The following is a 26,727-nucleotide window of genomic DNA, read 5'->3' as shown; positions in this document are numbered from 1 at the left end:
GTTTCCTTTCGTACGGTCAGGCCCGGCGGAGTTCGGCCGGGCCGGGCTCGATACCAGCGGACGGCAGTATCGTCTCCAGGTCGTCCGGAGGGCCGGCGGGTAGCCGGAGGGTGAATGTCGAACCCCCTCCCAGCGTGCTCGCCACCTCCACCCGGCCGCCATGGTTGCTGGCGATGTGTTTGACGATGGCCAGGCCGAGGCCGGTGCCACCGGTGGCGCGGGAGCGGGCCTGGTCGGCCCGGTAGAAGCGTTCGAAGATCCGGTCGACGTCGGTGGGGGCGATCCCGATGCCCTGGTCGGTGACGGAGACCGTGACGTGGTCGTCGTCCGCCCGGGTGGTGACCTGGACGGTGGTGTCCTCGCCGGAGTAGGTGATCGCGTTCTCCACCAGGTTGGACACGGCGGTGGCGAGCTGGCTGTCGCTGCCGTACGCGGTCAGCCCCCGCTGGCCGTCGGTCACCACCTGGATCCGGCGGGCGGTGGCCGAGGTGCGGGTCCGGTCGAGCACCTCGGCGATCACCCAGTCGATCGCGACGGGCTCCGGCGCGGGCTGCGGCTCGGCGCCCTGGAGCCGGGTCAGCTCCAGCAACTCCTGCACCAGCCGGCCGAGCCGGGTCGACTCGTGCTGGATGCGCTCGGCGAACCGGCGGGCGGCCAGCATGTCCTCGGAGAGCTCCGGCGCCCCGTCGGTCGGCTCGGTGGCGTCGACGAGCGCCTCGGCGAGCAGTTGCAACGCCCCGATCGGGGTCTTCAGCTCGTGGCTGACGTTGGCCACGAAGTCCCGCCGTACCCGGGCCAGCCGGTGCGACTCGGTGACGTCGGACGCCTCGACGGCGATGTACCCGCCGCCGAGCCCCATCGCCCGCAGGTGCACGCCGAGCGGGTTCTCACCGGCGTTGTCGCGACCACGGGGCAGGTCCAGCTCGATCTCGCGCCGCACCCCGGTCCGCCGCACCTGCCCGGCGAGGGTACGGATCAGCGGGTGGGCGGCGATGGAACCGGGGGTGACACCGGTGCGGAGCAGTCCCATCGCCCGGGCGGCCGGGTTCACCAGCACCGGCACGTCGTCCGGGCCGAGCACCACCACACCGGCGCGCAGCGAGTCGATGGTCTTGCGGCCGAGCCCGCTGAGCCCGCCGGACTGGTCGTCGGGAATCGCAGACCTCCCCAGGTTCCGGCGGGAGCCCTCGCCCCCGGACGACGCCGAGCGGCGTCGCCAGTCACGGACGGGCCCCGACAGCAGCAGCCCGGCGACCAGTCCGGTCACCAGGGCCACCACGATCGCCACCGCCCATTCCACCCGGCGATCGTAGGGTCATTGTTAACCTGGCTATCGCCCATAACAGGACGAATTACGCCCGCTTCGGGAGAAATTCACTCTTGGTCCCCGTGCCGTTCATCCGGGTTCATCTCGGGTCCGTCGCCCCCCGCCTACCGTGGGTCCCGCACCTGCTCGACCCGTACGCCGGCGGTCCTCGGGGCTGCCGGCGGCACCGACCCCAGGAAGTGACGATGCGCGACGAGTTCCGGGCCGACCTGCAGATTGTCAGCCAACTGCTGGTGGACATGGCGGAGGGGGTGCGCGCCGCGATGCGCCAGGCCACCCGAGGCCTGCTCACCGCCGACCGCGAGGCGTCCGAGGCCGTGATCGCGCGGGACGCCGAGATCGACAACCTCTACCAGCACGTCGAGGAGCGGGTCTGCGACCTGCTCGCCCGACAGGCACCGGTCGCCTCCGACCTGCGCGCGATGATCACCGCCCTGCACGTGGCGGCCGATCTGGAACGGATGGGCGACCTGGCCGACCACGTGGCGAAGACCGCGCTGCGCCGGCACCCCTCCCCGGCGGTGCCGGCCGAGCTGCGTCCGGTCTTCACCGACATGGCATCGGTCGCCGACCGGATGGCCGAGAAGATCGGCAAGGTGCTGGCCAGCCCCGACGCCGACATCGCCGCCGAGCTGGACCGCGACGACGACGTGATGGACGACCTGCACAAGAGCCTGTTCGGCGTGCTGCTCGGCGACGAGTGGCCGTACGGGGTGGAGACGGCCATCGACGCCACCCTGCTCGGCCGGTTCTACGAGCGGTTCGCCGACCACGCGGTGAACGCCGGTGAACGGGTGGTCTACCTGATCACCGGCGAGACCGCCCCCGCCGCTGGCTGAATCCGGCGGCCGGCGGCGCGCGCCGGACCCACCGGGCCCGGCGGCGGGCACGACGGGGCCGATGCGGAGGAAGGGCTCCCCGGCAGCGGGTTCATCCGCTGATGGGGAGCCCTTCCGCGTGGCTCAGCGGCCCTGGTTGGCGACCGCGGCGGCGGCTTCCTTGGCGGCGTTGGGGTCGAGGTAGGCCCCACCCAGGGTGAGCGGGCGCAGCTGCGGGTCGAGGTCGTAGCGCAGCGGGATGCCGGTGGGGATGTTCAGCTTGGCGATCGCCGAGTCGGAGATCTGGTCGAGGTGCTTGACCAGGGCGCGCAGCGAGTTGCCGTGCGCCGCCACCAGCACCGTCCGGCCGGCGAGGATGTCCGGCACGATCGAGTCGTACCAGTAGGGGAGCATCCGCTCCACCACGTCCTTGAGGCACTCGGTACGCGGCATCAGCTCGCTCGGCAGCAGCGCGTAACGCGGGTCGCCGACCTGCGAGAACTCGTCGTCGTCGGCGATCGGCGGTGGCGGCGTGTCGTACGAGCGACGCCAGAGCATGAACTGCTCCTCGCCGTACTCGTCAAGGGTCTGCTTCTTGTTCTTGCCCTGCAGGGCGCCGTAGTGCCGCTCGTTGAGCCGCCACGACCGGCGCACCGCGATCCAGTGCCGGTCGGCGGCGTTCAGCGCCAGCTCGGCGGTGCGGATCGCCCGGCGCATCACGCTGGTGTGCACCACGTCCGGCAGCAGGCCGTGCTCGCGCAGCAACTCGCCGCCGCGGCGCGCCTCCGCCTCACCCTTGGCCGTCAGGTCGACGTCGACCCAGCCGGTGAAGAGGTTCTTCGCGTTCCAGTCGCTCTCGCCGTGCCGCAGCAGGACCAGCGTCCCGACCGTGGGCCCCTCGCTCGCAGTCATGCCGATCATCCTGCCGCACGTGGCGCGGGGACACGCGGGCAGTGGTGGTGACGACCACCACGTGGAAAACCCGGTGACCGGTGTCGGACCCCGAAACTAGGTTGTAAGGCGCTTCAAGGAAAGCGGTCATTACCTGAGCGGGGGACGGGCGTGCGCGGCGTACGGGGCTGGTTCCGGGAGACCACAGGTGGACTACCGAGGACGTTCTGGTACCTCTGGGTCGGCACCCTGATCAACCGGCTCGGCTCGTTCGTGCTGGTCTTCCTGGCCATCTACCTGACCCAGGCCCGCGGCTTCTCCGCCGCCCAGGCCGGACTGGTGATGGGCCTGTGGGGGGTCGGCGGCGCGGTCGGCACCACCGTGGGCGGCACCCTCGCCGACTGGTGGGGGCGGAGACCCACCCTGCTCACCGCCCACCTGGGCGCGGCCACCATGATGCTGGCCCTCGGCTTCGCCCGGCCGCTCTGGGCGGTGGCGGTGGGCGCGTTGCTGCTGGGCATGTTCGCCGAGGCCGCCAGGCCGACCTTCGGGGCCATGATGATCGACGTGGTGCCGGAACGGGACCGGCTGCGGGCGTTCTCGCTCAACTACTGGGCGATCAACCTGGGCTTCGCCTGTGCCGCCGTGCTCGCCGGGCTGGCCGCCGAGGCCGGTTACCTGCTGCTCTTCGTGGTCGACGCGGCCACCACCCTGGTCACCGCGCTGATCGTCTTCGTCCGGGTGGGCGAGACCCGACGCGCCCTGACGACCACGGCGCGACCTGGCCCCGGTCGAGGCGGCGGTCCGGTCGTCAAGGGTGCTTCCGTCCAGGTCGGTGGGCCACCCGCGGCGGGCGCGCTGCGGACCATCGCCGGCGACCGGGTGTTCCTGGGCTTCGTCGTGCTCAACCTGTTCGGGGCGCTGGTCTTCCTCCAGCACATCTCGATGCTGCCCATCGCGATGGGCGACGCCGGGCTCTCCCCCGCCACCTACGGTTCGGTGATCGCACTCAACGGGGTGCTGATCGTGGCGGGCCAACTCTTCGTCCCACGGTGGATCCGGGGGCGGAGCCGGTCGCACGTGCTAGCCCTCGCCTCGGTGGTGACGGGCATCGGCTTCGGGCTGACCGCGCTCGCCGACACCGCCTGGTTCTTCGGATTCACCGTGCTGATCTGGACGCTCGGCGAGATGCTCAACTCCCCGTCCAACGCCACCCTGATCGCCGAACTCTCCCCGGCCGAGCTACGGGGTCGCTACCAGGGCGTCTTCTCGCTGTCCTGGCAGGTGGCAGGCGCGGTCGCCCCGGTGCTCGGCGGGGTGGTCCGGGAGCACGCCGGCGACGTCACGCTCTGGCTGGGCTGCGTCGTGATCGGCCTGGCGACCGCGCTGGCCCACCTGCTCTCCGGGCCGGCCCGGGAACGCCGGGCGACCCAACTGCGCAGTCCAGCCCAGCCGATCGTGCCGGTCACCGCCGTGGCGTCACCGGTCCCCCAGGCCCCCGAAGCCGCCGCCACCGCACCTCGCTGAGCCGATCCGGTCCCGCATCCCCGGCTCGCCCCCACTCCGCACCCGAACTGAGCCCCCAGCCCGCATCCCGGCTCCGCCCCCGACCCCGCACCCGAACTGAATCCCCGGCTCACATCCGTAGCTGAAGTCCCGATGCCCGGTCCGGTACCTCATCTGCGTCCTTTGGAGCTGATGACGTTGACGACTCACTCGTAGGCGGCCGGGCACGCCTCGCTGAATCGTTGACGTCATCAGCTCCAAAGGACGCACGGCCCACCCCTCAGGTCCGGCTGGTCTACGAGCTGCGCCCGCTCACTGTCAACGGGTCAGCCGTATCCCCTCGCCCGCCGACGGCCCATCACCCTTCGAGCCTGGTCGACGCAGTAGTCCACGTCCAGGGCTCCTCGACGACCAAGCCTCCTCGACGACCAAGCCTCCTCGACGACCAGGGCGCGCCGACGACCGGGGACGACGACTACGGGGCTCACCGCCCACTCCGGCCCAGGGTGCGGCGACGGAGGCAAGCCATGATCGTGCTGGATCCACGATCTAGTGGTGTCGGAGAGCGCCGAGGCCACTACATCGTGGATCGAGCGCGATCTTGCGGTGGGCAGTGGGGCAGCCGGGCGACGGGCCACAGGGCGCGGGCGACGGCCGCGGGCGACGGGGCGCGGGCAAGGCCGGGCACGACGAAGGGTCATGCCGGGCCACGGTGGGCCTTTCTGCACCTGGGCCGCTGAGGGTTCGCAGAGAGCGGAAACGGCAGGCGGAAAACGGCAGAGCGCCCACCGGCGACCGAAGTCGCGGATGGGCGCTCGTACCGCCTGCCCGGCGGCGGCGGGCGACCCTCACCCCCGTAAGCGTCGCCCGCTCGCGCCGCCGGTTCCGGGTGGCACCGTCCCCCAACGGCGTGCTCCACCCGATTTGCGCCTCGCTCGGTGCACGGATCTGATCGATCCGCCGCTCCCCCGAACGTTTCCGAGCGTGGCGCGGTGCAATAAAGTTAGTTCGCCCGGTTTCCGGATACAACCCGCGAGCACTGTCTCGCCGGTCACAACACCGACCGTCCCAGCTGCGGTGTTGCCGTTCCGGGTCTCGTGACTGCCAACACTCGGCTACCCGGCAGCCATTCCGGTAAACGTCTCAGCCGTCTTCCCGATCGGGTGACTCGGTCCGGAAGAAGTTGCTCTGCCGGCCGTCCCGCAGCTGCTCCTGGAAGATCAGATTGAGCTTGCGACCGTCGAACGTCCGGAACCAGTCGTCCCAGCTGATCACCTGCACCCGGCGACTCTCCCGGTAGCCCGGGATGTCGAAGGTGAGCACGCCCGGCCGCCCGTTCCGCTCGGTGCCGGCGATGGTGGCCGGCTTGGCCCCCCGGGCCGCGGCCCAGTTCCGGATCACCTGATGATGGGTGGTGACCAGGCTGCGCCCGGGACGTTCCGGCCGGTCGGCCGGAGAGGAGATGAGCTGCGCCGAGCGTACCGACCGGGAGGTCGACCGCCCGGTACGGACGCCAGAGGATCGGGCGGTGGCCTTGGTCGGGGCCGCCTTCGCGCCCGGACGCGACGGGACGGCCCGCCCCGACCGGGCCGACGCCCTCGCCCGGGACGGGGAGGCCACCTTCGTCCGCGCGGCCGGTGTCGCATTCGCCCGGGAACTCGCCGCCCGGCGGGACGCGGCCGGGGTGACCTTGCGCGCGGGGGTGGTCTTGCGCGCCGGGGCGGGGGCCGCCTTGGCCCGTGCCGACGTGCCCCGTCGGGCCGGGGCGCCCTTGGCGGCCCCGGTCGACGCGCCGGCAATCTTCCTGGCTGGTGCCCGGCCGGACGGGCCGGTGCTGCGTCGGGCTGCGCCGCCCCGGCCCTCCGAGCGCAGCGTCCGCACGAGGGTCTTCACCAGTTCCGGCTTGCGCAGCGCGGAGATCCCGGAGACCCCCCGGCGGCGCAACTGACCCCGGATGTCGTCCACCCTCATCCGGGAGATCTCCGACTCGGAGATGCCCGGGGTGTTCGGGGTCCGGTTACCCGCCTGACGCGTGGTCCTGGTCGCCGTCGCGCCGCGACCTGAGCTGTTCCGCTGAGCCATGACACGCTCCTCGACAGTCCGTCCTCGGCCTGCGGCGGGTCCCACACTGCCGCGCCGCAGCGGTGCGGCATACCCGTCAGGACCGGTCCGAACCTCCGGCGGAGGGGGTGAAGAGGTGGGCGAAGGCGGCGAGGTTCGCGGTCGACTCGCCCCGCTTGACCCGCCACTCCCACTCCCGACGGATGGAACTGCCGAAACCGATCTCCAGCATGGTGTCGAAGGACTCGTCGGCATAGCTGAGCACCGCCCCGAACAGCCGGTCCAGCTCGTCGGCGTCGACCCCGGACGGGTTGACCCGGCCGGTGAGGTAGACGTCCCCCACCGCGTCGATCGAGAACCCGACGCCGTACATCCGGGCGTTGCGCTGGAGCAGCCACGCCCACAGCTCCTCGCGCCGCTCGTCGGGCTGACGCATCACGAACGCCTCGACCCGCAGCGCGTGCTCTCCGACGATCAGGTTGCAGATCGTCTTGAGCTTGTGGGTGCCGGGGAGGGTGACCGCGTACGAGCCCTCGCCGGTGGCTTCCCACTCCAGCTCCCGCTCGGTGCAGACCGACTCGATCAGGGCCGCCAGCTCGCTTCTCGCGCTCATCGGACCCACTCTACGGCCGGGCTGACGAGCCCACCGGACGGCGCATTGGTGGCCCGGGTCACCACGAGCAGCCGGTGAGTGCCGGCCCCTCGGCCAGCCGGGCCGCCAACCGCTGCCGGTGCTCGGTGACCGCCTCGCCGTAGACGGCGAGCAGCCCGGACACGGTGCGGTCCCAGGAGAACCCTCGCGCGTGCCGGGCGGCCCCCCGGCCCAACGCCTCCCGACCCGCCCGGTCGGGGAGCAGCCGGGCCAGCGTACGGGCCCAGTCGGTGGGGTCGTGGCCGGGCACGAGCACGCCGCTGACCTGGTCGCGGACGGCGGTGACCAGGCCGCCCACGGCGGCGGCGACCACCGGGGTGCCACAGGCCTGCGCCTCCAGGGCCACCAGGCCGAACGACTCGTTGTGCGAGGGCACCGCCACCAGGTCGGCGGCCCGGTAGAGGGCCGGCAGGTCGTCACCGGTACGTGGCGGCAGGAAACGCACCCGGTCGGCGACACCGAGCGAGCCGGCCAGCTCGATCAGCGAGGTGGGCCGGTCCAGGCCGCTGCCGCTCGGGCCACCGCAGATCACCACTGTCACCTCGTCGGCGAGGTCCGGGTCCCGCTCGCGCAGCGCCGCGACCGCGCGGACCAGCACGTCGGGGGCCTTCAGTGGCTGGATCCGGCCGACGAACGCGACGACGTACCCGTTGGTGGGCAGGCCCAGCCGGCGACGGGCGGCGCGGGTCGCGGCGGCCCGGTCCCCGGCGGCGGGGCGGAACCGGTCCAGGTCCACCCCGGGTTCGACGACCGTGACCCGGGCCGGGTCGGCGGCGTAGCGGCCGAGCAGGTCGGTCGCCTCCACCCGGGTGTTCGCCACCAGCCGGTCGGCCTCGGCGACCACCTGCTCCTCACCGATCACCCGGGCCTTCGGCTCCGGCCGGTCACCGGCGGCGAGCTGGGCGTTCTTGACCTTGGCCAGGGTGTGCGCGGTGTGCACCAGCGGCACCCCCCAGCGCTCCTTGGCCAGCCAACCGACCTGGCCGGAGAGCCAGTAGTGCGAGTGGATCAGGTCGTAGTGCCCCGGCGGGCGGGCCGCCTCGGCGCGCAGCACCCCGGCGGTGAAGGCGCAGAGCTGGCCGGGCAGTTCCTCCTTGGTCAGCCCCTCCAGCGGGCCGGAGGTGACGTGCCGGACGTGCACCCCGGGGGCCATCTCCACCACCGGCGGCAGGTCCCCGGAGGTGGCCCGGGTGAATATCTCCACCTCGACGTTCGCCTCGGCGAGCCGGCGGGCGACCTCAAGGATGTAGACGTTCATGCCGCCCGCGTCGCCGGTGCCGGGTTGGTGCAACGGCGAGGTGTGCACCGACAGGGTGGCGATCCGGCGGGGCCGGGGCCACGGTAGGGCACCTCGCTGACGACCGACACCGATGTGCTGATCCGCCACGTCCGCTCCCTCTGTCACGGTTGATGCCGTCCCGCACGACCGGCGCTCCTCGGTCAACCCGTACGCCGGGTGTCATCTTCCCCATCGGGCTTCGGAAATGCGTCACCCCGGGTCGCGGGCGTGACGGACCTCATCACCGGACCCCGGGGCCGGGACCTCGCGGCGGGGCGAGAATGGCCGGATGACCACTGTCGCGATCGTCACCGGGGCGTCCAGCGGGATCGGCGCGGCCACCGCCCGTCGGCTCGCCGCCGCGGGTTTCCACGTGCTCGCCGCCGCTCGCCGCACCGACCGGCTCACCGGCCTGGTCGCCGAGATCGCCGCGGCCGGCGGCAGCGCCACCGCGGTGACCTGCGACGTCACCTCGGACGAGTCGGTGGCCGGGCTGGCCCGGGCCGCCGCCGAGGCGCCCGGCCCGGTCACCGTGCTGGTGAACAACGCCGGGGGCGCGCGCGGGCTGGACCCGGTGGAGTCCGGCTCGGTCGCCGACTGGCAGTGGATGTACGACGTGAACGTGCTCGGCACGCTGCGGGTCACCCAGGCCCTGCTGCCGGCCCTGGAACGCTCGGCCGCCGGGACCGTCGTGGTGGTCTCGTCCACCGCCGGCCTCACCGTGTACGAGGGTGGCGGTGGCTATACCGCCGCCAAGCACGCGCAGACCGCCGTCGCCGGCACCCTGCGGCTGGAGTTGTGCGGCCGACCGGTCCGGGTGGTCGAGATCGATCCCGGGATGGTCCGGACGGAGGAGTTCGGCCTGAACCGCTTCGGCGGGGACGCGGCGAAGGCCGACGCCACCTACGCCGGGGTGGCGCAGCCGCTGGTGGCCGAGGACGTCGCCGAGTGCGTCGCCTGGTGCGCCACCCTCCCGCACCACGTCAACGTGGACCGGCTGGTCGTCCGCCCGCTGGCCCAGGCCGCCCAGCACAAGGTGCACCGGGTGGCGAACACCTGACCGACGGGCGGCGCAGGCCACCGACGCCGTCGCGGCGTTCGGCGTCACCGCACCTGACCGCGACGGGGTCAGATGGCGCAGTCGACCAGGACCGGTTCAGGGTGCAGCGGGACGCCGAACCGGGTGTGCACGCCGTCGCGGATCTCGCGGGCGAGGGCGATCAGGTCGGCGGTACGGGCGGTGCCGCTGCGGTTGGTAAGCGCGAGGGTGTGCTTGCCGGAGATGGCGGTGCCCCCGGGGCCGGGGTGGCCCTTGGCGAAACCGGCCTTGTCGATCAGCCAGGCGGCGCTCACCTTCACCAGGTCCCCCGGGCAGGGCCAGGAGGGCGGCTCGCCGAGGTCGGCGGCGCGCCCGCGCAGCAGCTCGTACGCCGCCCGGTCGAGCACCGGGTTGGTGAAGAACGAGCCGACCGACCAGGTGTCCGGGTCGGTGGCGTCGAGCACCATGCCCTTGCCGGCGCGCAACGTGAGCACCGTGTCCCGGGCGGCGGCCAGCGGCACCCGGTCGCCGACCTCGACGCCGAGCGAGCGGGCCAGCTCGGCGTAGCGCACCGGCCCGGACAGCGGCGAGCGGTCCAGCCGGAAGTCGACCGAGAGCACCACCCAACGGTCGCTGTACTTGAAGATGCTCCCCCGGTAGGCGAAGCCGCAGTCCGCCGCCGTGATGGTGGTCAGCCGGTCGTCGGCGCGGTCGTACACCTGGACGCCGGTGATCCGCTCGGCGACCTCCTGCCCGTACGCGCCGACGTTCTGGATCGGGGTGGCGCCGGCCGAGCCGGGGATGCCGGAGAGGCACTCCAGGCCGGACCAGCCGTTGCCCACGGTGGCGGCGACCAGGTCGTCCCAGGGCTCGCCGGCTTCGACCCGTACGGTGACGGTGTCGGGGTCCTCGGCGACCACGGTGAGCCCCCGCGACCGGACCAGCACGACGGTGCCGGGGAAGCCGGCGTCCCCGACGACCACGTTGCTGCCACCGGCCAGGACGAGCACCGGCTCGTCGCGCCGGTGCGCCTCGCGGACCCGGCGGACGATCTCGTCGGCGCTGGTGGCGGGCTCCAACCGGGCGGCGGGGCCACCGAGGCGCAGGGTGGTGTATCCCGCCAGGACGGCCGGATCGGCGGGTTCGGCGCCCGTTGTCGGTTTGGCGTAGACGTCTGACACGCCTTTCACCCTAGGCTGAGGGGTAGCCGCGGCACCCACTGGTCGCCGGGTCACCCCCGGGGAGGATTGCGATGAGCAGACTGCACGCCACGAAGGACTTCTGGATCGGAGCGCTCCGGGTCGACGGGCCGGCGTTCGCCGCGGCCGTCGCCGAGGCCCCGCCGGAGACACCCGTGCTGTCCTGCCCGGGGTGGACGGTGGCCGACCTGACCGTGCACCTCGCCGGCCTCTACCACTGGGTGCACTCCTTCGTCGGCACTGGCGACACCGCCCAGCCGCCCCGCCCGGACGCCGCCGACCGGCCCGCCGGGGTTACCCCGCTCCAGCTCTGGCAGCACGGGTACGACCAGCTGATGACCCTCTTCGACGCGCTCGACCCGGAGGCCCCGGCCTGGAACCCGATGCCGCAGCCGAAGAAGGCCGGGTTCTGGCCGCGCCGGGTGGCGCACGAGACGGCGGTGCACAGGTGGGACGCCCAGCTCGCCATCGCCGCCGGTGACCCGATCGAGACGAAGCTCGCCGCCGACGGGGTCGGCGAGGTGCTCGACACCTGGCTGCCGGCCGGTCGGCGGCGCACCCCCGGGCAGTGGCAGGGGGTGGTGCACCTGACCGCCAGCGACGCCGCGCAGGACTGGTACCTCCGGATGCGCGGTGAGGGGGTGGCCCTGCTGGACACCGCGACGGTCTTCGGGCACGACGACCACCATGCCCGGGTCCAGGTCACCGCCTCGGCCAGTGACCTGCTGCTGGCGCTCTGGGGCCGGATCAGCTTCGACACCCTCGGGGTGACCGGGGACCGTTCCCTGTTGGCGGGCCTGCGCGTGGGCTGACGCCTGCGCGCCACCGCGACCGCTTCCGAGAGCGGCCGTCCCGACCGGGGCGGCCGCTCTCGCCGTTGCCGCCCCGGCACCGTTCGGATGGCCCGCGCCGAATCGAGAGAGCGCTCTCTTGACAGGAGTCCATCAACCTACCACCCTGTCGTGAGAGCGCTCTCTCGCCGAGATCGAATCCGGCCGGCAACCCCTGCGGCCGGCTCATACGCAGCTCCACACCCCACCACCCGACCTGAGAGGGGTCCGATCCAGATGGGTGTCTTTTCGCGCCGCCGCCTCGCGGTGATCGCCCTGGTGGCCACCACCGCACTGCTCACCACCACCGCCTGCGGCGGCGACGACGAGGCCGCCGACGGCGGACCGGTGACGCTGACCGTCGACGTGTTCGGCCAGTTCGGCTACGAGAAGCTCTACCGGCAGTACGAGGCCGACCACCCCGGCATCAAGATCGTGGAGCGGGGCACCGGCGGCAACCTCGACGAGTACTCCCCCAAGCTCACCCAGTGGCTCGCCGCCGGCAAGGGCGCCGGTGACGTGGTCGCCATCGAGGAGGGGCTGCTCGTCGAGTACAAGGCCAACCCGCAGAACTTCGTCAACCTGCTCGACCACGGCGCCGCCGAACTCAAGGGCAACTTCCTGGAGTGGAAGTGGAACGGCGGGCTGACCGCCGACGGCAAGCAGCTCATCGGCCTCGGCACCGACGTCGGCGGGATGGCGATCTGCTACCGCAAGGACCTCTTCGCCGCCGCCGGCCTGCCCACCGACCGGGAGGCCGTGTCCAAGCTCTGGCCCACCTGGGCGGACTACGTACGGGTCGGCGAGCAGTTCAAGGCCAGGAACACCGGCGCGGCCTTCCTGGACGCCGCCACTAACACCTTCAACACCATCCTGCTCCAGACCGCCGGCAACACCACCGGCTACAGCTACTACGACACCACAGACAAGCTGGTGGTCGACAGCAACCCGGCGGTACGCCAGGCGTACGACACCACCGTCGACATCATCGACTCCGGTCTCTCCGGACGGTACGGGGCCTGGTCCGAGGAGTGGGTCTCCGCCTTCAAACAGGCCAAGTTCGCCACCATCGCCTGCCCGGCCTGGATGACCGGGGTGATCGAGGGCAACGCCGGCCCGGACGCCAAGGGCAAGTGGGACATCGCCCAGGTGCCCGGCAGCGGCGGCAACTGGGGCGGCTCCTACCTGGCGGTGCCGAAGCAGAGCCGGCACCAGGCCGAGGCGATCGAGTTGGCCAAGTTCCTGACCAGCGCCAAGGGTCAGATCGGCGCGTTCCAGGAGAAGGGGCCGTTGCCGTCGTCCCCGCAGGCGTTGGCCGACCCGGCGATCGTCAACTCGACCAACGCGTACTTCTCCGACGCCCCGGTCGGCAAGATCTTCGCCGCCGGCGCCACGAGCCTCAAGCCGGTCTACATGGGGCCGAAGAACCAGGCCGTCCGGACCGAGGTGGAGAACGCCGTCCGCACCGTCGAACTGGGCCAGCGCAACCCCGCCCAGGGCTGGACCGACGCCACCGCCAACGCCAGGAAGGCAGCCGCCAAGTAACCCCGCCTCCGACCATGTCGGGGCGATGTAGCGGGGTCACCGCCACATCGCCCCGAACGGGGTCCGGCAGGTGGGGATCGGGTGGATGTGGAAGAGAGGGAGATTGCGGGAGATGGTTGTTCAGGTTGAGGGTCGGCCGCCGGGCGCGGTGCCGACCCGGAGCAGACCCCCGGAACGGGGGCACCGGCTGGCCCGGCTCGACGTCAGGTACTCGCCCTATCTGTACGTGACGCCGTTCTTTCTGCTCTTCGCGATCTTCGGGATCTATCCGCTGGTCTACACGTTCTGGGTGTCGCTGCACGACTGGGACCTGTTGGGGGTGGACCCGGCCTTCGTCGGCGCGCAGAACTACACCCAGCTGATGGCCGACGCCGACTTCTGGCACTCGGTGGTGAACACCCTCGGCATCTTCGTCATCTCCACGGTGCCGCAACTGCTCGCCGCCCTCTGGCTGGCCAACCTGCTGAACCGGCGGCTGCGGGCGCGGACCACCTGGCGGATGGCGGTGCTGGTCCCGAACGTCACCTCCACGGCGGCGGTGGCGATCGTCTTCGCGGTGCTCTTCGGCCGCGAGTTCGGCATGATCAACTGGCTGCTCGACCTGGTCGGCGTCGACGCGATCGACTGGAAGGCGAACCGGTTCGCCGCCTGGACGGCCATCTCCGCCATGGTCGACTGGCGGTGGACCGGCTACAACGCGCTGATCTTCCTGGCCGCCATGCAGGCCATCCCGCGCGACCTGTACGAATCCGCCTCCATCGACGGGGCGGGCCGGGCCCGGCAGTTCTGGTCGATCACCGTGCCGCTACTCAAACCCACGATCATCTTCGCGGTCATCATCTCCACCATCGGCGGGCTGCAACTGTTCACCGAGCCCCGGCTGTTCAACTCCGGCACCAACGCGATCCGGGGCGGGCCACTGCGCGAATCCCAGACGGTGACCATGTACATGTTCGAGAACGCCTTCGCCCCGCACTACAACTTCGGCTACGGCTCCGCCGTCGCCTGGCTGCTCTTCGCCCTGATCGCGGTGGTCGCGGCGATCAACGTACTGCTCCTGCGCCGGCTCGGTGGCGGCGCGCGGAAGGGGAACCGATGACCCGGATCTGGTCGGCCGGCCGGTTCACCTACCCGGCGCTGGCGCTCACCGCCCTACTGTCGATCTTCCCGATCTACTGGATGTTCGTGGTGGCCAGCCGCAGCAGCGACGCGATGGGGCAGGTGCCGCCGCCGCTCACCCCCGGCGGCAACCTCGGCACGAACATCACCCGGCTCTTCGCCAACCCCGACGCGCACTTCCTCACCGGCCTGGTCAACTCCACCATCGTCGCGGTCAGCGTCACCTTCTCGGTGGTGCTCTTCTCCACCCTGGCCGGGTTCGCGTTCGCCAAGCTGCGGTTTCGGGGACGCAACGCGCTGCTGATGGTCATCGTCGCCACCATGATGGTGCCCACCCAGCTCGGGGTGATCCCGCTCTATCTGCTGATGACCAAGCTGAACTGGAACGACCGGCTGCCGGCGGTGATCGTCCCGGCCCTGGTCACCGGGTTCGGCGTGTTCATGATGCGCCAGTACGCGGCCCAGGCGGTCAGCACCGAGCTGATCGAGGCGGCCCGGGTCGACGGCTGCCACACGCTGCGGATCTACTGGAACGTGGTGCTCCCCGCGCTGCGGCCCGCCGCCGCCGTACTCGGCCTGCTCACGTTCATGACCACCTGGAACGACTTCCTCTGGCCGTACGCTGTGCTCAACGACCCGGAGAACCCGACCGTGCAGTTGTCGCTGCGGGCCCTCTCCGACGGTTACTACCAGGACATGTCGCAGGTGTTCACCGGCACGGCGATCGCGACGCTGCCATTGCTGCTGGTGTTCGTCGTGTTCGGCCGCCAGATCATCGGCGGCATCATGGAAGGTGCGGTCAAGGCGTGAGCGCGAGGAGCGAGCCGGTTCTGCGAGCCCCGCAGTCGCGAACGAAAGAGGAAACCGCGTGAGCGCGAGGAGTGAGCCGGTTCTGCGAGCCCCGCAGTCGCGAACGAAAGAGAGCACCGCGTGAGCGCGAGGAGCGAGCCGGTTCTGCGAGCCCCGCAGTCGCGAACGAAGGAGGAAACCGCGTGAGCGAGCTTCGATTCCCGGAGAACTTCGTGTGGGGCGCGGCGACCGCCGCGTACCAGATCGAGGGCGCGGCCCGCGACGACGGTCGCGGCGAGTCCATCTGGGACACCTTCAGCCGTACGCCGGGCAAGGTGTTCGCCGGGCACACCGGTGACGTCGCCTGCGACCACTACCACCGGTACGCCGACGACGTGGCGCTGATGGCCGAACTGGGGCTGGCCGCGTACCGGTTCTCGGTGGCCTGGCCCCGGATCAGGCCGGACGGCACCGGCCCGGTCAACCCGCGCGGCCTGGACTTCTACGACCGGTTGACCGATGCGCTGCTCGACCGGGGCATCGACCCGATCGTCACGCTCTACCACTGGGACCTGCCGCAGACGTTGCAGGACCGGGGTGGTTGGACCAGCCGGGAGACCGCCGAGCACTTCGCCGACTACGCCCTCGCGGTGCACTCCCGGCTCGGTGACCGGGTCCGCACCTGGACGACGCTCAACGAGCCGTGGTGCTCGGCGTACCTCGGTTACGGCAACGGGGTGCACGCCCCCGGCGAGCAGGACGCCGGGGCGGCCTTCCGGGCCGTACACCATCTGTTGCTGGGGCACGGTCTGGCGGCGCGGGCGCTGCGGGCGGCGGGCGCACAGACCGTCGGGATCACCCTCAACCCGGCGGACGTCGCTCCGGCCGACCCGGACAGCGCCGCCGACGCCGCCGCGGTACGCCTCGTCGACGGCCTCCAGAACCGGATCTTCCTGGACCCGCTGACCGGTGCGGGCTACCCGGCCGACGTACTCGAACACGTCGCCCGGATGGTCGAGCCCACGTTCGTCAGGGACGGCGACGAGAAGATCATCGCCGCGCCGCTGGACCTGCTCGGGATCAACTACTACTCCCCCACCTATGTCGCGGGCCGCCCGGACGGGGCCGGCAGCAGCGCCTACCCGGGCACCGAGGGGGCGGTGGAGTTCCTCCCGGCCAGCGGCCCGGTGAGCGACATGGGTTGGCAGATCGAGCCGGCCGGGTTGACCCGGCTGCTGGAACGGATCGGCACCGACTACCCGGGGCTGCCGCTGATGATCACCGAGAACGGCGGTGCGTTCCCGGACGCCAGCGTCGACCCGGCCGCCGGGGGCCGGGTCGACGACACCGACCGGATCGCCTACCTGGACGGACACCTGCGGGCCGCGCACGAGGCCATCTCCCGCGGAGTCGACCTGCGCGGCTATCTCGTATGGTCATTGCTGGACAACTTCGAGTGGGCCGAGGGCTATCGGAAGCGGTTCGGGATCGTCCACGTCGACTATCTCAACCAGCGGCGCACCCCGAAGTCGAGCGCCCGGTGGTACCAGGAGGTGATCTCCCGGAACGGGCTGTGACAAGGCGGTGGTAGCGGGTATGACGGCGGCACAACGGCCCACCCTGGAGGAGGTCGCCCGGCAGGCCGGCGTGTCCCGGGCGACGGTGTCCCGGGTGGTGAACGGCTCCACCACGGTCGCCGAGCCGATCCAGGAGGCGGTCCGTCGGGCGGTGGCCGAGCTGGGGTACGTGCCGAACCTGGCTGCCCGCAGCCTGGTCACCCAGCGGACCGACTCGATCGCCCTGGTGCTGCCGGAGGCCGCCACCCGGGTCTTCTCCGACGACCAGGTCTTCCCCGGGATCATCCGGGGCGCGGCCCAGGAGTTGGAGGCGGCCGACAAGCAACTGGTGCTGATGCTGGCCGGCTCGCCCGCCGGACACGACCGGGTCGCCCGCTACACCACCGGCCGGCACGTCGACGGGGTGCTCTTCGCCTCGCTGCACGGGGAGGACCCACTCCCCGGCCGGCTCGCCCGGCTGGGGATACCCGTGGTGTGCAGCGGTCGACCGCTGGACGCCGCCGACGTGCCCTACATCGACGTGGACCATATCGGCGGGGTCGCCACGGCCACCCGCTACCTGATCAGCAACGGTCGACGCCGGATCGCCACCATCGCCGGCCCGCAGGACATGGTCGCCGGCATCGAGCGGCTCGCCGGCTACCGGGACACGGTGGTCGCCGCCGGCCTGCCGCAGATGATCGAGTACGGCGACTTCACCCGCGAGTCGGGGACCACGGCGATGCGTCGGCTGCTCGCCGCGTACCCCGATCTGGACGCCGTCTTCGCCGCCTCCGACCTGATGGCGCACGCCGCCCTGCGGACGCTGCACGAGGCGGGACGGCGGGTGCCGGACGACGTCGCGGTGATCGGCTTCGACGACATCGAGACGGCCGCCTACACCGAGCCGCCGCTGACCACCGTGCGGCAGCCGATCGTCGAGCTGGGCCGGCAGATGACCCGGTTGCTGCTGGCCCTGGCCGCCGGTGCGGACGTCGAGCGGGTCGTGGTGCTGCCGACCGAGCTGGTGATCCGGCAGTCCGCCTGACCGCTCCCCACCCGCCCCCGGCCCCCGGCCCCCTGAGCATCGACCAGGACCATCACTCTGAGCGATATAGCGGCAGCCCACCCGTACTCCATCCGCATCCTTTGCTCTGCTGCCATCCAGACGACAGACACTTAGCGTGATCGTTCATGATCGATCCCAGCCGGAGTGCCGACCATCCAACACCAGCTCAGCCGGTTGTCGCGTGAAGGGCAGCAGAGCAAAGGATGCGGATGGGATGTGGTGGAGGCGGACTGCCGATCACGTGGAGTAGCTACGGCCGTGACTCACCCCCGGCGTTACTCAGAGTCAGGTCGATGGTGGATGGCGTAAACCCGTGGCAGTCCACGCCGACCGGTGCCTACGCTCGCGGGCATGTCTGCCCCCGCCCCATCGAGTCATCCCACAGCCGCGTCTCCCGACACCGGGGAACAGCACTTCACCATCCGACCGGGAGCGGGGTGGCGCGGGTGCTGATCCGCACCGCTCGACCGGACGACGCGCCGGGGGTCGTGGCCCTTCGCTCGCTGGTCCATCCCTACCTGGTGCGGGGGGTGGCGTCGACCCGGCAGATGATCGCCCAACCACCACCCGAGGAGAACTGGAGGGCCTGGGTCGCCGAGACGGCCGGGCAGATCGTCGGCTGGGTCTCGGCGTACCGGAACGCCCGGACCTCGGAGCCGGACTTCGGGGACATCTCCACCCTGCACGTGCATCCGGAGCACCGGGGCCGGGGCACCGGAACGGCGCTGCTCACCGCCGCTCTGGCGCACCTGGGGTCGCTCCGGGTCCGCCGGGTGCGGACCTGGGCGCAGGCCGACTCGCTGCCGTACGCCCGCCGGCACGGGTTCACCCCCAGCCGGGAACTGCGCTACTCGGCGCTCGACCTCCGCCCGGCACCGCCGATGCCCGAGCCGCCCGCCGGGGTCCGCCTGCTCCCCCTCACCGGGCTCGATCCGTACCAGATCTATCTTCTCGACGACGCCGCCGCCGCGGGCGAGCCGGGCGACGTGCCGGTGGACGCGACCAGCTACTCCCTCTGGCGGTCGGAGTGCTGGGAGAACCCGGGGCTGGACCGGGACGCCAGCACGGTCGCCGAGGTCGACGGCGCGCTGGTCGCGCTCAGCCTGGTCAAGCGGGACGGCGACCGGATGTGGTCCGACTTCACCGCGACCCGGCCGGAGTACCGGGGTCGGGGGCTGGCCCGACTGACCAAGCAGGCCGCGCTGCACCGGGCCGCCGGCCGGGGCGTACGCACCGCCTACACCTCGAACGACGAGGCCAACGCCCCGATGCTGGCGATCAACGAACGGCTCGGCTACCGGCCGATGACGTCCGGCTGGTCCTGCCTGCGCGACCTGCCCTGACGGTCGGGGTCAGCTCTCCTCGATGTGCTGGCCCAGCGACCGGCGGGCGAGCAGCGCGGCCCCGGCGACGGCGGCCGGCATGACCAGCACCGCGCCCAGCGGGATCAGGAAGCAGAGGAAGACCGCCACCCCGAAGCCGAGCGAGGTGGCCCGGTCCGCCTTCAACCTGGCCCGCCGGTCCGGCAGCCGCAGCCCCCGCCGGGAGAACGGCGCCCCGACCAGCTCCACGGCGAGCAGCCAGCCGCCCACCGCCGCGCCGACCACCGGCACCACGGTCTGCCCGACCACCGGGATGAAACCGGCCGCGAAGAGCGGGATGCCGAACAGCACGGAGAGCCCGACCAGCCGCAGCGAGTCGACGACGCTGCGTCGCAGCGAAGCCCCGAACGGCACCTCCACCGCGCCCGGGGTGCCGCCGAGCCGGTCCTCCACCCGCTCGGAGATCTTCTCGTAGAACGGGTCGCCGATCACCAGGGTGACGGCGGTGAAGCCGACAACGGTGAGCAGCCCGCCCAGCCCGAGGAAGGCCAGCCCGGCAATCACCCGGACCAGGCTGCGCGGCGTGCTCGACCAGTCGTCGGCGAACGGGGTCACCCACGCCGCCAACTCGTCGACGAAGTAGACCAGGGTGGCGAACGCGGCGACGAAGAGCACGGCGGACAGCAGTGCCGGCACCACGCCGAGCAGCATCAGCCCCGGGCTGCGGACATAGAGGCCGAGGCCGCGCACGAGCAGGCCCACGCCGCCGAAGAAACGGCGGGTGGCACCGGTCACCGGCGCGGCGATGGTACGGGGTCCGTTCACGACCGCAGAGCCTACTGGCCGCAGGCTATCCCGACCGGACACCCGGTGACCGCCACCGACGGGTCGGGGCGGCAGGATGCGGGGGTGCGCGCTGCCCGGTTGATCTCCCTGGTGCTGCTGTTGCAGGCCCGGGAGACGATGACCGCCGCCGAGCTCTCCCGCGAGCTGGAGGTTTCCGAGCGGACCGTCTACCGGGACGTGCTGGCGCTCTCCGCCGCCGGGGTGCCCGTCTACGCCGACCGGGGGCGGGCCGGCGGTTACCGGCTGCTCGGCGGCTACCGGACCCGGCTGACCGGGCTGACCCGGGACGAGGCGGAAGCCCTCTTCCTCGCCGGGCTGCCCGGCCCGGCCGGTGACCTGGGGCTGGCCGACGCGGTGGCGTCCGCCGAGCTGAAGGTGCTCGCCGCGCTGCCGCCGAGCCTGCGCGACGCGCCGGCCCGTACCGGGCAGCGGTTCCACCTGGACGTGCCGGGCTGGTTCCGCGAGTCCACCCCACCCCGCTGGCTGTCCGAGCTGGCCCGGGCGGTGTGGCGGGACGGGGTGGTCGAGCTGCGGTACCGGCGCGGCGAACGGGAGGTCACCCGCCGGGTCGAGCCGTACGGGCTGGTGCTCAAGAGCGGCACCTGGTATCTCGTGGGCCGGGTCGGCGACGCGATGCGCACCTACCGGGTGGACCGGGTGCTCGACGTCGTCGCCGACCCGGCGACCTTCGTCCGGGACGACGGGTTCGACCTGGGCGGCTACTGGCGGGAGCAGGCCGAGGCGTTCCTGCGGGGCATGCTCGCCGAACGGATCACCGTCCGGGTCAGCCCCACCGGTCTGCGCCGGCTCCGCTTCCTCGCCGACGCCCCCTTCGCGTACGAGGAGGCGATGGCCGCCGCCGGCACACCCGACGGGCAGGGTTGGGTGGTGACCCGGCTACCCGTCGAGTCCGTCGAGGTGGCGTACCCGCAACTGCTCGGCCTCGGCCCCGAGGTGGAGGTGCTCGACCCACCGCACCTGCGTGCCCTGCTCGTCGACGCGGCAACCCGCTCGGCCGCCCTCTACGGCGTCGGCCCGGACCAGGCTCCCCGCTGACGGCGACCGGGCCGACGAGTCGTCAGCGGTACCCGGTGACGTCGGCGGGGCGGTCGGTCTCGACCACCTCGGTGAGGTAGCGGAAGGCGTCCGGCCGGCTGCCGTCGAGGTCGGTGAAGCCGTACACCCGGGCCAGTTCGCCTGCCGAGACGGACGCCTGGTTCCAGCGGTCCCGGTCCTCGGCGGCGGCCAGTGCGGCGACCGCCCGCCCGACGAAGGCCGGGGTCTCCGAGATGAGGAAGTGCGGGTCCTTCGCCGCGCCGTCGCGCCAGGTCTCCTCGGTCACCCCGAAGTGCTCCAGCATCGCCTCGGAACGGATCCAGCCGGGGGTGAGCGCCACGGCGGTGCACCCGTGCGGCTTCAACTCGTGCCCCCAGCTGTGTGCGAGCCGGGTCACCGACACCTTCGCCAGGTCGTAGAAGACCGACAGCCGGTAGTGCGTGTCGTTGTACGCCCGGGTGCCGTCGCCGATCTCGACGACCAGCCCGCCCGGGCGACGGATCAGCAGCGGCAGGGCGAAGTGGCTGGTGACGATGTGGGTGTCCACCGCCAACCGCAGGGTACGGAACCCGGCGTCCAGCGGCTGCTCCCAGACCGGCTTCTCCCAGGTGATCAGCGGGTCGGCCCCCCACACGTCGTTGACCAGCACGTCGAGCCGGCCCTGTTCGGCGTCGATCCGGGCCACCAGGTCGCGCACCTGGTCGGGCACCAGGTGGTCGACCCGTACCGCGATGCCGGTGCCCCCGGCGGCGGTGACCAGCTCGGCGGTCTCCTCGATCGTCTCCGGGCGGTCCAGCTCGGAGCGGCCGGCCCGGCTGCTGCGCCCGGTCACGTAGACCGTCGCCCCGGCCGCGCCGAGCTGGACCGCGATCTGCCGGCCCGCGCCCCGGGTCGCGCCGGCCACCAGCGCGACCTTTCCTTCAAGCGGTGTCGTCGTCATACCGTCGACTGTGACAGCGATACCTGACAACCGAAGTCCGGTTTCGCACGGCGGTTCCGTCCGGCATGCTGCCGGCATGCACCTGCTGCTCTCCGGGATCGTCGGCTCGGTCGCCTACGGGCTGGCCGGTCCCGGCTCCGACGTGGACCGGATCGGCGTCTTCGCCGCCCCGACGGTGGCCTTCCATGGCCTGCGGCCACCCCGGGAGTCGATGGTCACCACCGAGCCGGACGTCACCCTGCACGAGGCCGGCAAGTACGCCCGGCTGGCGCTGAGCGGCAACCCGACCGCCACCGAGCTGATCTGGCTCCCCGACGACTGCTACGAGACCCGCACGGAGCTCGGCGAGCGTCTGATCGCCATCCGGTCGACGTTCCTCAGCGCACCACGCGTCCGCGACGCCTACCTCGGCTACGCCGGCCAGCAGTTCCGCAAGCTGACCACCCGCGACTCGACGGTGGGCGGCCGGCGGCGCTCGGCCAAGCACGCCCGGCACCTGGCCCGGCTGCTGCACCAGGGACGGAAACTCTATGCCACCGGGTGCCTGGAGATCCGGCTCGCGGACCCGGCGTGGTTCCGGGCGTTCGGCGAGCGGGTCGCCGACGGCGCGCTGGCCGAGGCGGAGGCGCTGGTCGCCGAGGCGGAACGGGACTTCGCCCGGATCCGCACCCCGCTGCCCGACCGGCCCGACGAGGCCGCTGTGGAGCGCTGGCTGCGCGACGTCCGCGCCGCCCACCTGCCCCCGCCACCGTTCTGACCGCCGGTCGCCCGCCGACCCCGGGGACTGCGGCGGTGGACCGGGGTCAGGCGTTGAGGAAGGTGGAGATCCGCTCCCGCAGGTCGGTGCGGTCGGTCCAGGCGAACCCGGGGCGGTCGTACACGTGCAGGGTGGCGGCGGGCAGCGCGGCGGCCAGCTCCGCGGCGATGTGGGTGGGGTGCAGGTCGTCGCCGACGCAGCCGATCACCAGGGCCGGGGCGGTGACCCCGGCCAGGGCGGCGACGTCCGGCAGCGGGGACTCGTCCGCCAGGTCGGCCAGGCCGGGGGCGAGCCCGTCGCGGAGCAGCTGGTCGAGCCGCTGGCGCAGGTGGGACCAGCCGGCCGGGGTGTTGCGTACCGACGGGGGCAGTTCCAGGGCGACCACGTCCGCCACGGCCGAGGCGTCGCCGCCGGCCACCGCGTCGAGCAGGTCGGTCAGCCGCTGGTGGGCGATCGGGCCACGCGGCCGGTCGAGGACAGCGGGCAGCAGGAAGACCAGCTTCTCGAAACGGTCCGGGCTCTCGACGAGCAGCCGGCAGAGCGCGCCCGCGCCGAGGCTGGCCCCGAACGCCCGGGTGGCACCACTGAGGTCCGCCACGGCCCGCAGGTCACGGGCCAGGTCGAGGTAGCTCCACGGGCCGGGCGGCGCGTCGGAGCGGCCGTGCCCCCGGAACTGGAAGAAGACCCGACGGCCGGTGACCGCGCTGCCGAACGGACGGGTGGTGGCGATGCCGTTGCCGAACCCGTGGGCGAACACGGTGACCGGGTCACCGACGCCGGTGACCAGCCGTTCCAACTGCACGTCGTGCGGGGTGGCGACCAGCTCGGTCTCCGGCTCCGGCAGGGCGGGCCGCCCGGTACGCGGTGCACCGGGCCCCGGGCCCCAGGTGCGGGGTCCGCCGTCCGGCGGTGGCGGCCAGCGGAAACCCCTCACCAGAACCCTTTGCCGTCGTGCAGGTCGCGCAGCCCGACCCGGACGTCGAGCAGGTAGATCAGGCCGGCGGCGATGCCGATCAGCCCGAAGATGCTCAGCGCGCCGAAGCCGAGCAGGGTGAGCAGCAGGCAGACGGCCAGGATGGCGATCCAGCCACCCTTGGGGAGGGTGCCGATCGCCGCGAAGGAGTCCGATCGTTGGGTGATCGCGTGCACCAGCGAGATGCCCTGCACGATGAGCGCGAAGAAGAGCAGGACGCGGTCGATGATGAAGACGGCGTCGAAGACGAAGATCGGCGCGGCGATGGCCATGCCGGCCAGCATATGCCGACGGCCCCGGAAACGTCCGCCAGGACGCCTCCGGGGCCGGTGTCGGCAAACGTCACTCGGCGGCCGGCCGGGTGCGCTTCGTGGTCTTCGCCGGCTTCGCCGCACCGGTGGCAGCCGGCTTGGCAGCGGCCTTGGTGGCCCGGGTCCGGGTGACCTTGGCGGCGGCCGGCTTGGCCTCGACGACCTCGGCGACGTCCGCCGGGGTGGGCGGGTGGTCCGCGCCGACCTGGGCCACGTCCGCCGGGGTGGGCGTCCGGTCCCGGGTGGCTACCGCGTGCACGTCGGCCGGGACGGTGGCGTCGGTCGCCTCGATGTCGGCGTTGACGGTGTCGGCGGCCTCCAGCACCCCGGCACCGACCACCCGCTCACCACGGGCGATCAACGCGCCGTACGCGGCCAACGCCCGCTCCTGGGCGGCCTGCGCCCCGGCGAGCACCACTGCGGCGTTGCGGGTGGCCGCCCCGCGCAGCCTGTCCAGGTCGAGCTCGGCCCGGAGCTTGTCCAGGTCGAGCTCGGCGCGCAGCTTGTCCAGGTTCAGCTCGGCCGGGGCGGCCTTGTCGCGCAGGCCGGTCGCTGTCAGGTTGGCGGTACGGAAGGTCTCGGTCGCCTTCTGGCGCAGCTCGACCCCGGTGACGACGGCCCGGCCACCCAGCTCGGTGACGACCTTGGTGCCGTCGGTGACGACCCGGTTGCCCAGCTCGGTCACCACGGTCGGCAGCTTGCGCAACTGCTGGAACGCCAGCTCACCGGCGCCTGCGGCGGCGTAGAGCGGGGCCGGGATGCGGTTGGTCTTCGGCTGGGTCATGACAACTCCTCCTCGGCCGCCGAGGCGGCCCTGCTGTTGCTGTTCGTGGGTGCGACATCCGCCCTGCTGGCGCGGGTGCCGGGGGCGGGAGGCGTGCTGTCCGCCCCGCTGGTCGGGGGTGTGCTGTCCGGTCCGCCGGGTACGGGCGTGCCGGCCGCGCCGCCGGGCGCGGGTGCGCCACCCGCCTCGGTGACCGCGACCGATTCGAGGACGGCCTCGGTCGGAGTGCCCTCCGGTGTGGTGGGGCCCGTAGCGGCCGGCGTGACCCCGGCCGCCGCTTCCGTCGGCTCCGTCGGCGTCCCGGACCAATCTGCCGTGGCGGCGGTCCGATCCGTGACCACAGGCTGATCCGTGACGACGGGCCGATCCGTGACGACGGGCTGATCCGTGACGACCGGCTCGGTCGGGACGCCAGGCTCGGTCCGGACTACAGGCTCGGTCGGGACGACGGGCTCGGTCGGGACGGTCCGGTCGGCGGCGGTCTGTTCGGCGGTGGCCTCGGCCAGGCGGGTGTTCTCCCGGCGGAAGGTCTCGTAGATCTGGCTGAGCGACTGTTTCTGGGCCATCGTCAGATCAGGGTCGACCGAGATGGCGGCGAGCACCCCCTGGCCCTCCTTGTCGTCGAGCAGCCCGGCCCGCAGGTACATCGCCGGGGTGGAGACCCGCAACGCGCTGGCGAGCTGCTGGAGCACCTCGGCGCTGGGCTTGCGCAGGCCCCGCTCGATCTGACTGAGGTAGGGGTTGCTGACCCCCGCCTGCTCGGCGAGCTGGCGGAGCGAGATCTTGGCGTTCCGCCGCAGGTCACGGATGAATCCGCCGACGTCGGGTAGATCCTTGGGTGCGGCCATGCCCCCACGGTAGTCCGCACTGCTAGCTCCAGCAAGCAAAACGCTAGCCACAGTTAGCAAGGTAACAACGGCCGGGAAGGCGTCCCCTCAGCTGCGCCGCGTGGCGGGAGAATTCACCAGACCGGGCGGATCGCGCCGACCGGGAGGGCACCGCCCAGCAGGGGAAACTCGGCATACTCGGTGAGGACGGGGGCCTGCACGCCGAGCTGGCGCAGCGCGGAGACCAGCACCGGCATCCTGGCCCGGGCCGCACCGTCGTCGATCTTGAGGGCCACCGCACCGACGCCGGGCAGCGCCGCGGCGATCACCCCCTCCGCGCCGATCTTGGCCAACATCCCGGGTACGCCCCGCATCAGCCGGGTGTCGTCCGCCACGGTCCCGCCGACCACCTCCGGGTACGCCCGCATCGCGTCCGCCACCGCGCGCTCCGGGGAACCGGGCTCGGCGGCCACCAGACGCAGGAACGCCCGCGCCAGCCCGGTCAGCGAGACCGCCAGCACCGGCGCGCCACAGCCGTCCACCCCGACCGCCGCCGCCCGCTCGCCGGTGAACTCCTCGATCGTGGCGGTGAGCCGCTGCTGCAACGGGTGCTCCGGCCGCCAGTACCCGTCCAGCGGCCAGCCGACCGCGAGGCAGGTCAGCAGCATCCCGGCGTGCTTGCCGGAGCAGTTCATCGCCAGCCGGCTCGGGCCGCCGCCGGCGCGCAGCACGGCCTCCCGGGCTGCCTCACCGAAGGGCAGGTCGGGTGGGCAGTGCAACGCCTCCGGGGTCAGGCCGGCGGAGCCCAGCAACGCCGCCACCCGGGCCAGGTGGAACTCCTCACCGGCATGGCTGGCCGAGAACAGCGCTACGTCGGCGGGGTCGGTCGACGCGAGCCCGGCCCGGAGCATCCCGAGCGCCTGCAACGGCTTGCTGGCCGACCGGGGGAAGATCGGCGACACGCCGTCCCCCGCACCGGCCACCGGGGCACCGGCGGCGTCGAGCACCACCACCGAGCCCCGGTGCACACCCTCCACGAACCCGGACCGGACCACCTCGGCGAGCGGCTCGCCACCCTCGTACGTCTTGGACACCCTGGGAAGGTACCGACGCGGGTCGGTACGCCCCACAGCCGGGTGACCTGCGACGTCGGCCACGGGCGTAGGGAGCGTCGGGCTGAGCGTGGCTTACCGCGCACCCGCGCCGACCGGACCCACGGCGGCCACGGCAC

Annotated in this window: 24 protein-coding genes and 1 pseudogene; 12 read left to right on the top strand and 13 right to left on the bottom strand. The window is 72.5% G+C overall.

The genetic code is table 11. The features are described 5' to 3' along the window. Positions 1-16: 16 nt before the first annotated feature. Positions 17-1,300 (bottom strand): sensor histidine kinase, encoded by a 1,284-nt coding sequence (locus tag OHQ87_RS27650; RefSeq protein WP_328342600.1) that lies wholly within the window; start codon positions 1,298-1,300, stop codon positions 17-19. A gap of 212 nt (positions 1,301-1,512) precedes the next feature. Between OHQ87_RS27650 and phoU the strand changes: the two genes are divergently transcribed. Then, the gene (phoU, locus tag OHQ87_RS27645; protein WP_328342598.1) at positions 1,513-2,166 is read left to right on the top strand and encodes a phosphate signaling complex protein PhoU; all 654 of its coding nucleotides are present in this window, start codon (positions 1,513-1,515) and stop codon (positions 2,164-2,166) included. Positions 2,167-2,289: 123 nt separating this feature from the next. Here phoU and OHQ87_RS27640 read toward each other — a convergent pair whose 3' ends face one another. Then, positions 2,290-3,057: a phosphoglyceromutase gene (locus tag OHQ87_RS27640; RefSeq protein ID WP_328342597.1), complete on the bottom strand. Its 768-nt coding sequence runs from the start codon at positions 3,055-3,057 to the stop codon at positions 2,290-2,292. A 150-nt stretch (positions 3,058-3,207) separates the two neighbouring features. Here OHQ87_RS27640 and OHQ87_RS27635 point away from each other — a divergent pair, with 150 nt between their 5' ends. After that, the gene (locus OHQ87_RS27635) at positions 3,208-4,563 is read left to right on the top strand and encodes an MDR family MFS transporter (protein WP_328342596.1); all 1,356 of its coding nucleotides are present in this window, start codon (positions 3,208-3,210) and stop codon (positions 4,561-4,563) included. Positions 4,564-5,685: 1,122 nt separating this feature from the next. On the opposite strand, the gene OHQ87_RS27630 is transcribed toward OHQ87_RS27635, so the two are convergent. From OHQ87_RS27630 to mshA, 3 genes are all read right to left on the bottom strand, one after another. Next, positions 5,686-6,624 carry a hypothetical protein gene (locus tag OHQ87_RS27630; RefSeq protein WP_442930610.1) on the bottom strand — a complete coding sequence of 313 codons (939 nt, stop codon included), beginning with the start codon at positions 6,622-6,624 and terminating at the stop codon, positions 5,686-5,688. Positions 6,625-6,700: 76 nt separating this feature from the next. Continuing rightward, positions 6,701-7,216, bottom strand: coding sequence for a YbjN domain-containing protein (locus OHQ87_RS27625; RefSeq protein WP_328342595.1), 516 nt, complete (start codon positions 7,214-7,216; stop codon positions 6,701-6,703). 58 nt (positions 7,217-7,274) lie between these two features. Next, complete coding sequence (mshA, locus tag OHQ87_RS27620) at positions 7,275-8,642, bottom strand: D-inositol-3-phosphate glycosyltransferase (RefSeq protein WP_328342593.1); 1,368 nt, start codon at positions 8,640-8,642, stop codon at positions 7,275-7,277. Between the two features lie 181 nt (positions 8,643-8,823). Here mshA and OHQ87_RS27615 point away from each other — a divergent pair, with 181 nt between their 5' ends. Further along, on the top strand, positions 8,824-9,594 hold the full coding sequence (locus OHQ87_RS27615) for an SDR family oxidoreductase (RefSeq protein ID WP_328342591.1): 771 nt from the start codon (positions 8,824-8,826) through the stop codon (positions 9,592-9,594). 68 nt (positions 9,595-9,662) lie between these two features. Here OHQ87_RS27615 and OHQ87_RS27610 read toward each other — a convergent pair whose 3' ends face one another. Then, complete coding sequence (locus tag OHQ87_RS27610) at positions 9,663-10,754, bottom strand: UDP-N-acetylmuramate dehydrogenase (RefSeq protein ID WP_328342590.1); 1,092 nt, start codon at positions 10,752-10,754, stop codon at positions 9,663-9,665. 71 nt (positions 10,755-10,825) lie between these two features. On the opposite strand from OHQ87_RS27610, the gene OHQ87_RS27605 reads away from it, so the two are divergent. The 7 genes from OHQ87_RS27605 (at position 10,826) to OHQ87_RS27575 (ending at position 19,023) form a co-directional block, all read left to right on the top strand. Next, positions 10,826-11,584 (top strand): maleylpyruvate isomerase family mycothiol-dependent enzyme, encoded by a 759-nt coding sequence (locus tag OHQ87_RS27605; protein ID WP_328342588.1) that lies wholly within the window; start codon positions 10,826-10,828, stop codon positions 11,582-11,584. 255 nt (positions 11,585-11,839) lie between these two features. Further along, positions 11,840-13,147, top strand: a complete 1,308-nt coding sequence (locus OHQ87_RS27600; protein ID WP_328342586.1) for an ABC transporter substrate-binding protein — start codon at positions 11,840-11,842, stop codon at positions 13,145-13,147. Between the two features lie 112 nt (positions 13,148-13,259). After that, positions 13,260-14,246, top strand: a complete 987-nt coding sequence (locus tag OHQ87_RS27595) for a carbohydrate ABC transporter permease (protein ID WP_328342584.1) — start codon at positions 13,260-13,262, stop codon at positions 14,244-14,246. After that, positions 14,243-15,076: a carbohydrate ABC transporter permease gene (locus tag OHQ87_RS27590; protein WP_328342582.1), complete on the top strand. Its 834-nt coding sequence runs from the start codon at positions 14,243-14,245 to the stop codon at positions 15,074-15,076. The genes OHQ87_RS27595 and OHQ87_RS27590 overlap by 4 nt, the downstream gene beginning before the upstream one ends. Before the next feature lie 182 nt (positions 15,077-15,258). Then, the gene (locus OHQ87_RS27585) at positions 15,259-16,632 is read left to right on the top strand and encodes a GH1 family beta-glucosidase (protein ID WP_328342580.1); all 1,374 of its coding nucleotides are present in this window, start codon (positions 15,259-15,261) and stop codon (positions 16,630-16,632) included. 19 nt (positions 16,633-16,651) lie between these two features. Next, a complete protein-coding gene (locus OHQ87_RS27580; RefSeq protein ID WP_328342578.1) occupies positions 16,652-17,659 on the top strand; it encodes a LacI family DNA-binding transcriptional regulator in 1,008 nt (335 codons plus the stop codon). A gap of 467 nt (positions 17,660-18,126) precedes the next feature. After that, positions 18,127-19,023 (top strand): GNAT family N-acetyltransferase, encoded by an 897-nt coding sequence (locus OHQ87_RS27575; protein ID WP_328342576.1) that lies wholly within the window; start codon positions 18,127-18,129, stop codon positions 19,021-19,023. A 9-nt stretch (positions 19,024-19,032) separates the two neighbouring features. On the opposite strand, the gene OHQ87_RS27570 is transcribed toward OHQ87_RS27575, so the two are convergent. Continuing rightward, positions 19,033-19,827 carry an EI24 domain-containing protein gene (locus tag OHQ87_RS27570; RefSeq protein WP_328342574.1) on the bottom strand — a complete coding sequence of 265 codons (795 nt, stop codon included), beginning with the start codon at positions 19,825-19,827 and terminating at the stop codon, positions 19,033-19,035. Between the two features lie 84 nt (positions 19,828-19,911). Here OHQ87_RS27570 and OHQ87_RS27565 point away from each other — a divergent pair, with 84 nt between their 5' ends. Next, positions 19,912-20,904: a helix-turn-helix transcriptional regulator gene (locus tag OHQ87_RS27565; protein WP_328349023.1), complete on the top strand. Its 993-nt coding sequence runs from the start codon at positions 19,912-19,914 to the stop codon at positions 20,902-20,904. 22 nt (positions 20,905-20,926) lie between these two features. Here OHQ87_RS27565 and OHQ87_RS27560 read toward each other — a convergent pair whose 3' ends face one another. Next, entirely contained in the window at positions 20,927-21,844 is a 918-nt protein-coding gene (locus OHQ87_RS27560; protein WP_328342572.1) for an SDR family oxidoreductase, read from the bottom strand. A 76-nt stretch (positions 21,845-21,920) separates the two neighbouring features. On the opposite strand from OHQ87_RS27560, the gene OHQ87_RS27555 reads away from it, so the two are divergent. Beyond that, a complete protein-coding gene (locus OHQ87_RS27555) occupies positions 21,921-22,601 on the top strand; it encodes a nucleotidyltransferase domain-containing protein (RefSeq protein ID WP_328342570.1) in 681 nt (226 codons plus the stop codon). A 46-nt stretch (positions 22,602-22,647) separates the two neighbouring features. Here OHQ87_RS27555 and OHQ87_RS27550 read toward each other — a convergent pair whose 3' ends face one another. The 5 genes and pseudogenes from OHQ87_RS27550 to OHQ87_RS27530 all read right to left on the bottom strand — a co-directional run bounded on the left by OHQ87_RS27550 (position 22,648) and on the right by OHQ87_RS27530 (position 26,590). Then, positions 22,648-23,535 (bottom strand): alpha/beta fold hydrolase, encoded by an 888-nt coding sequence (locus tag OHQ87_RS27550; RefSeq protein ID WP_328342568.1) that lies wholly within the window; start codon positions 23,533-23,535, stop codon positions 22,648-22,650. Next, complete coding sequence (locus OHQ87_RS27545) at positions 23,532-23,846, bottom strand: DUF2516 family protein (RefSeq protein ID WP_328342566.1); 315 nt, start codon at positions 23,844-23,846, stop codon at positions 23,532-23,534. The genes OHQ87_RS27550 and OHQ87_RS27545 overlap by 4 nt, the downstream gene beginning before the upstream one ends. A 70-nt stretch (positions 23,847-23,916) precedes the next feature. Then, entirely contained in the window at positions 23,917-24,669 is a 753-nt protein-coding gene (locus OHQ87_RS27540; RefSeq protein ID WP_328342564.1) for a hypothetical protein, read from the bottom strand. Positions 24,670-24,887: 218 nt separating this feature from the next. Continuing rightward, positions 24,888-25,517, bottom strand: a pseudogene (locus OHQ87_RS31470) (helix-turn-helix domain-containing protein); the annotation flags it as partial. Between the two features lie 113 nt (positions 25,518-25,630). Beyond that, on the bottom strand, positions 25,631-26,590 hold the full coding sequence (locus OHQ87_RS27530; RefSeq protein WP_328342562.1) for an asparaginase: 960 nt from the start codon (positions 26,588-26,590) through the stop codon (positions 25,631-25,633). Positions 26,591-26,727: the final 137 nt, after the last annotated feature.

The sequence above is a fragment of the Micromonospora sp. NBC_00421 genome (assembly GCF_036017915.1).
In the GTDB taxonomy this organism is placed as follows: Bacteria; Actinomycetota; Actinomycetes; order Mycobacteriales; family Micromonosporaceae; genus Micromonospora.
This window is presented reverse-complemented; position numbering and strand designations above follow the sequence as displayed.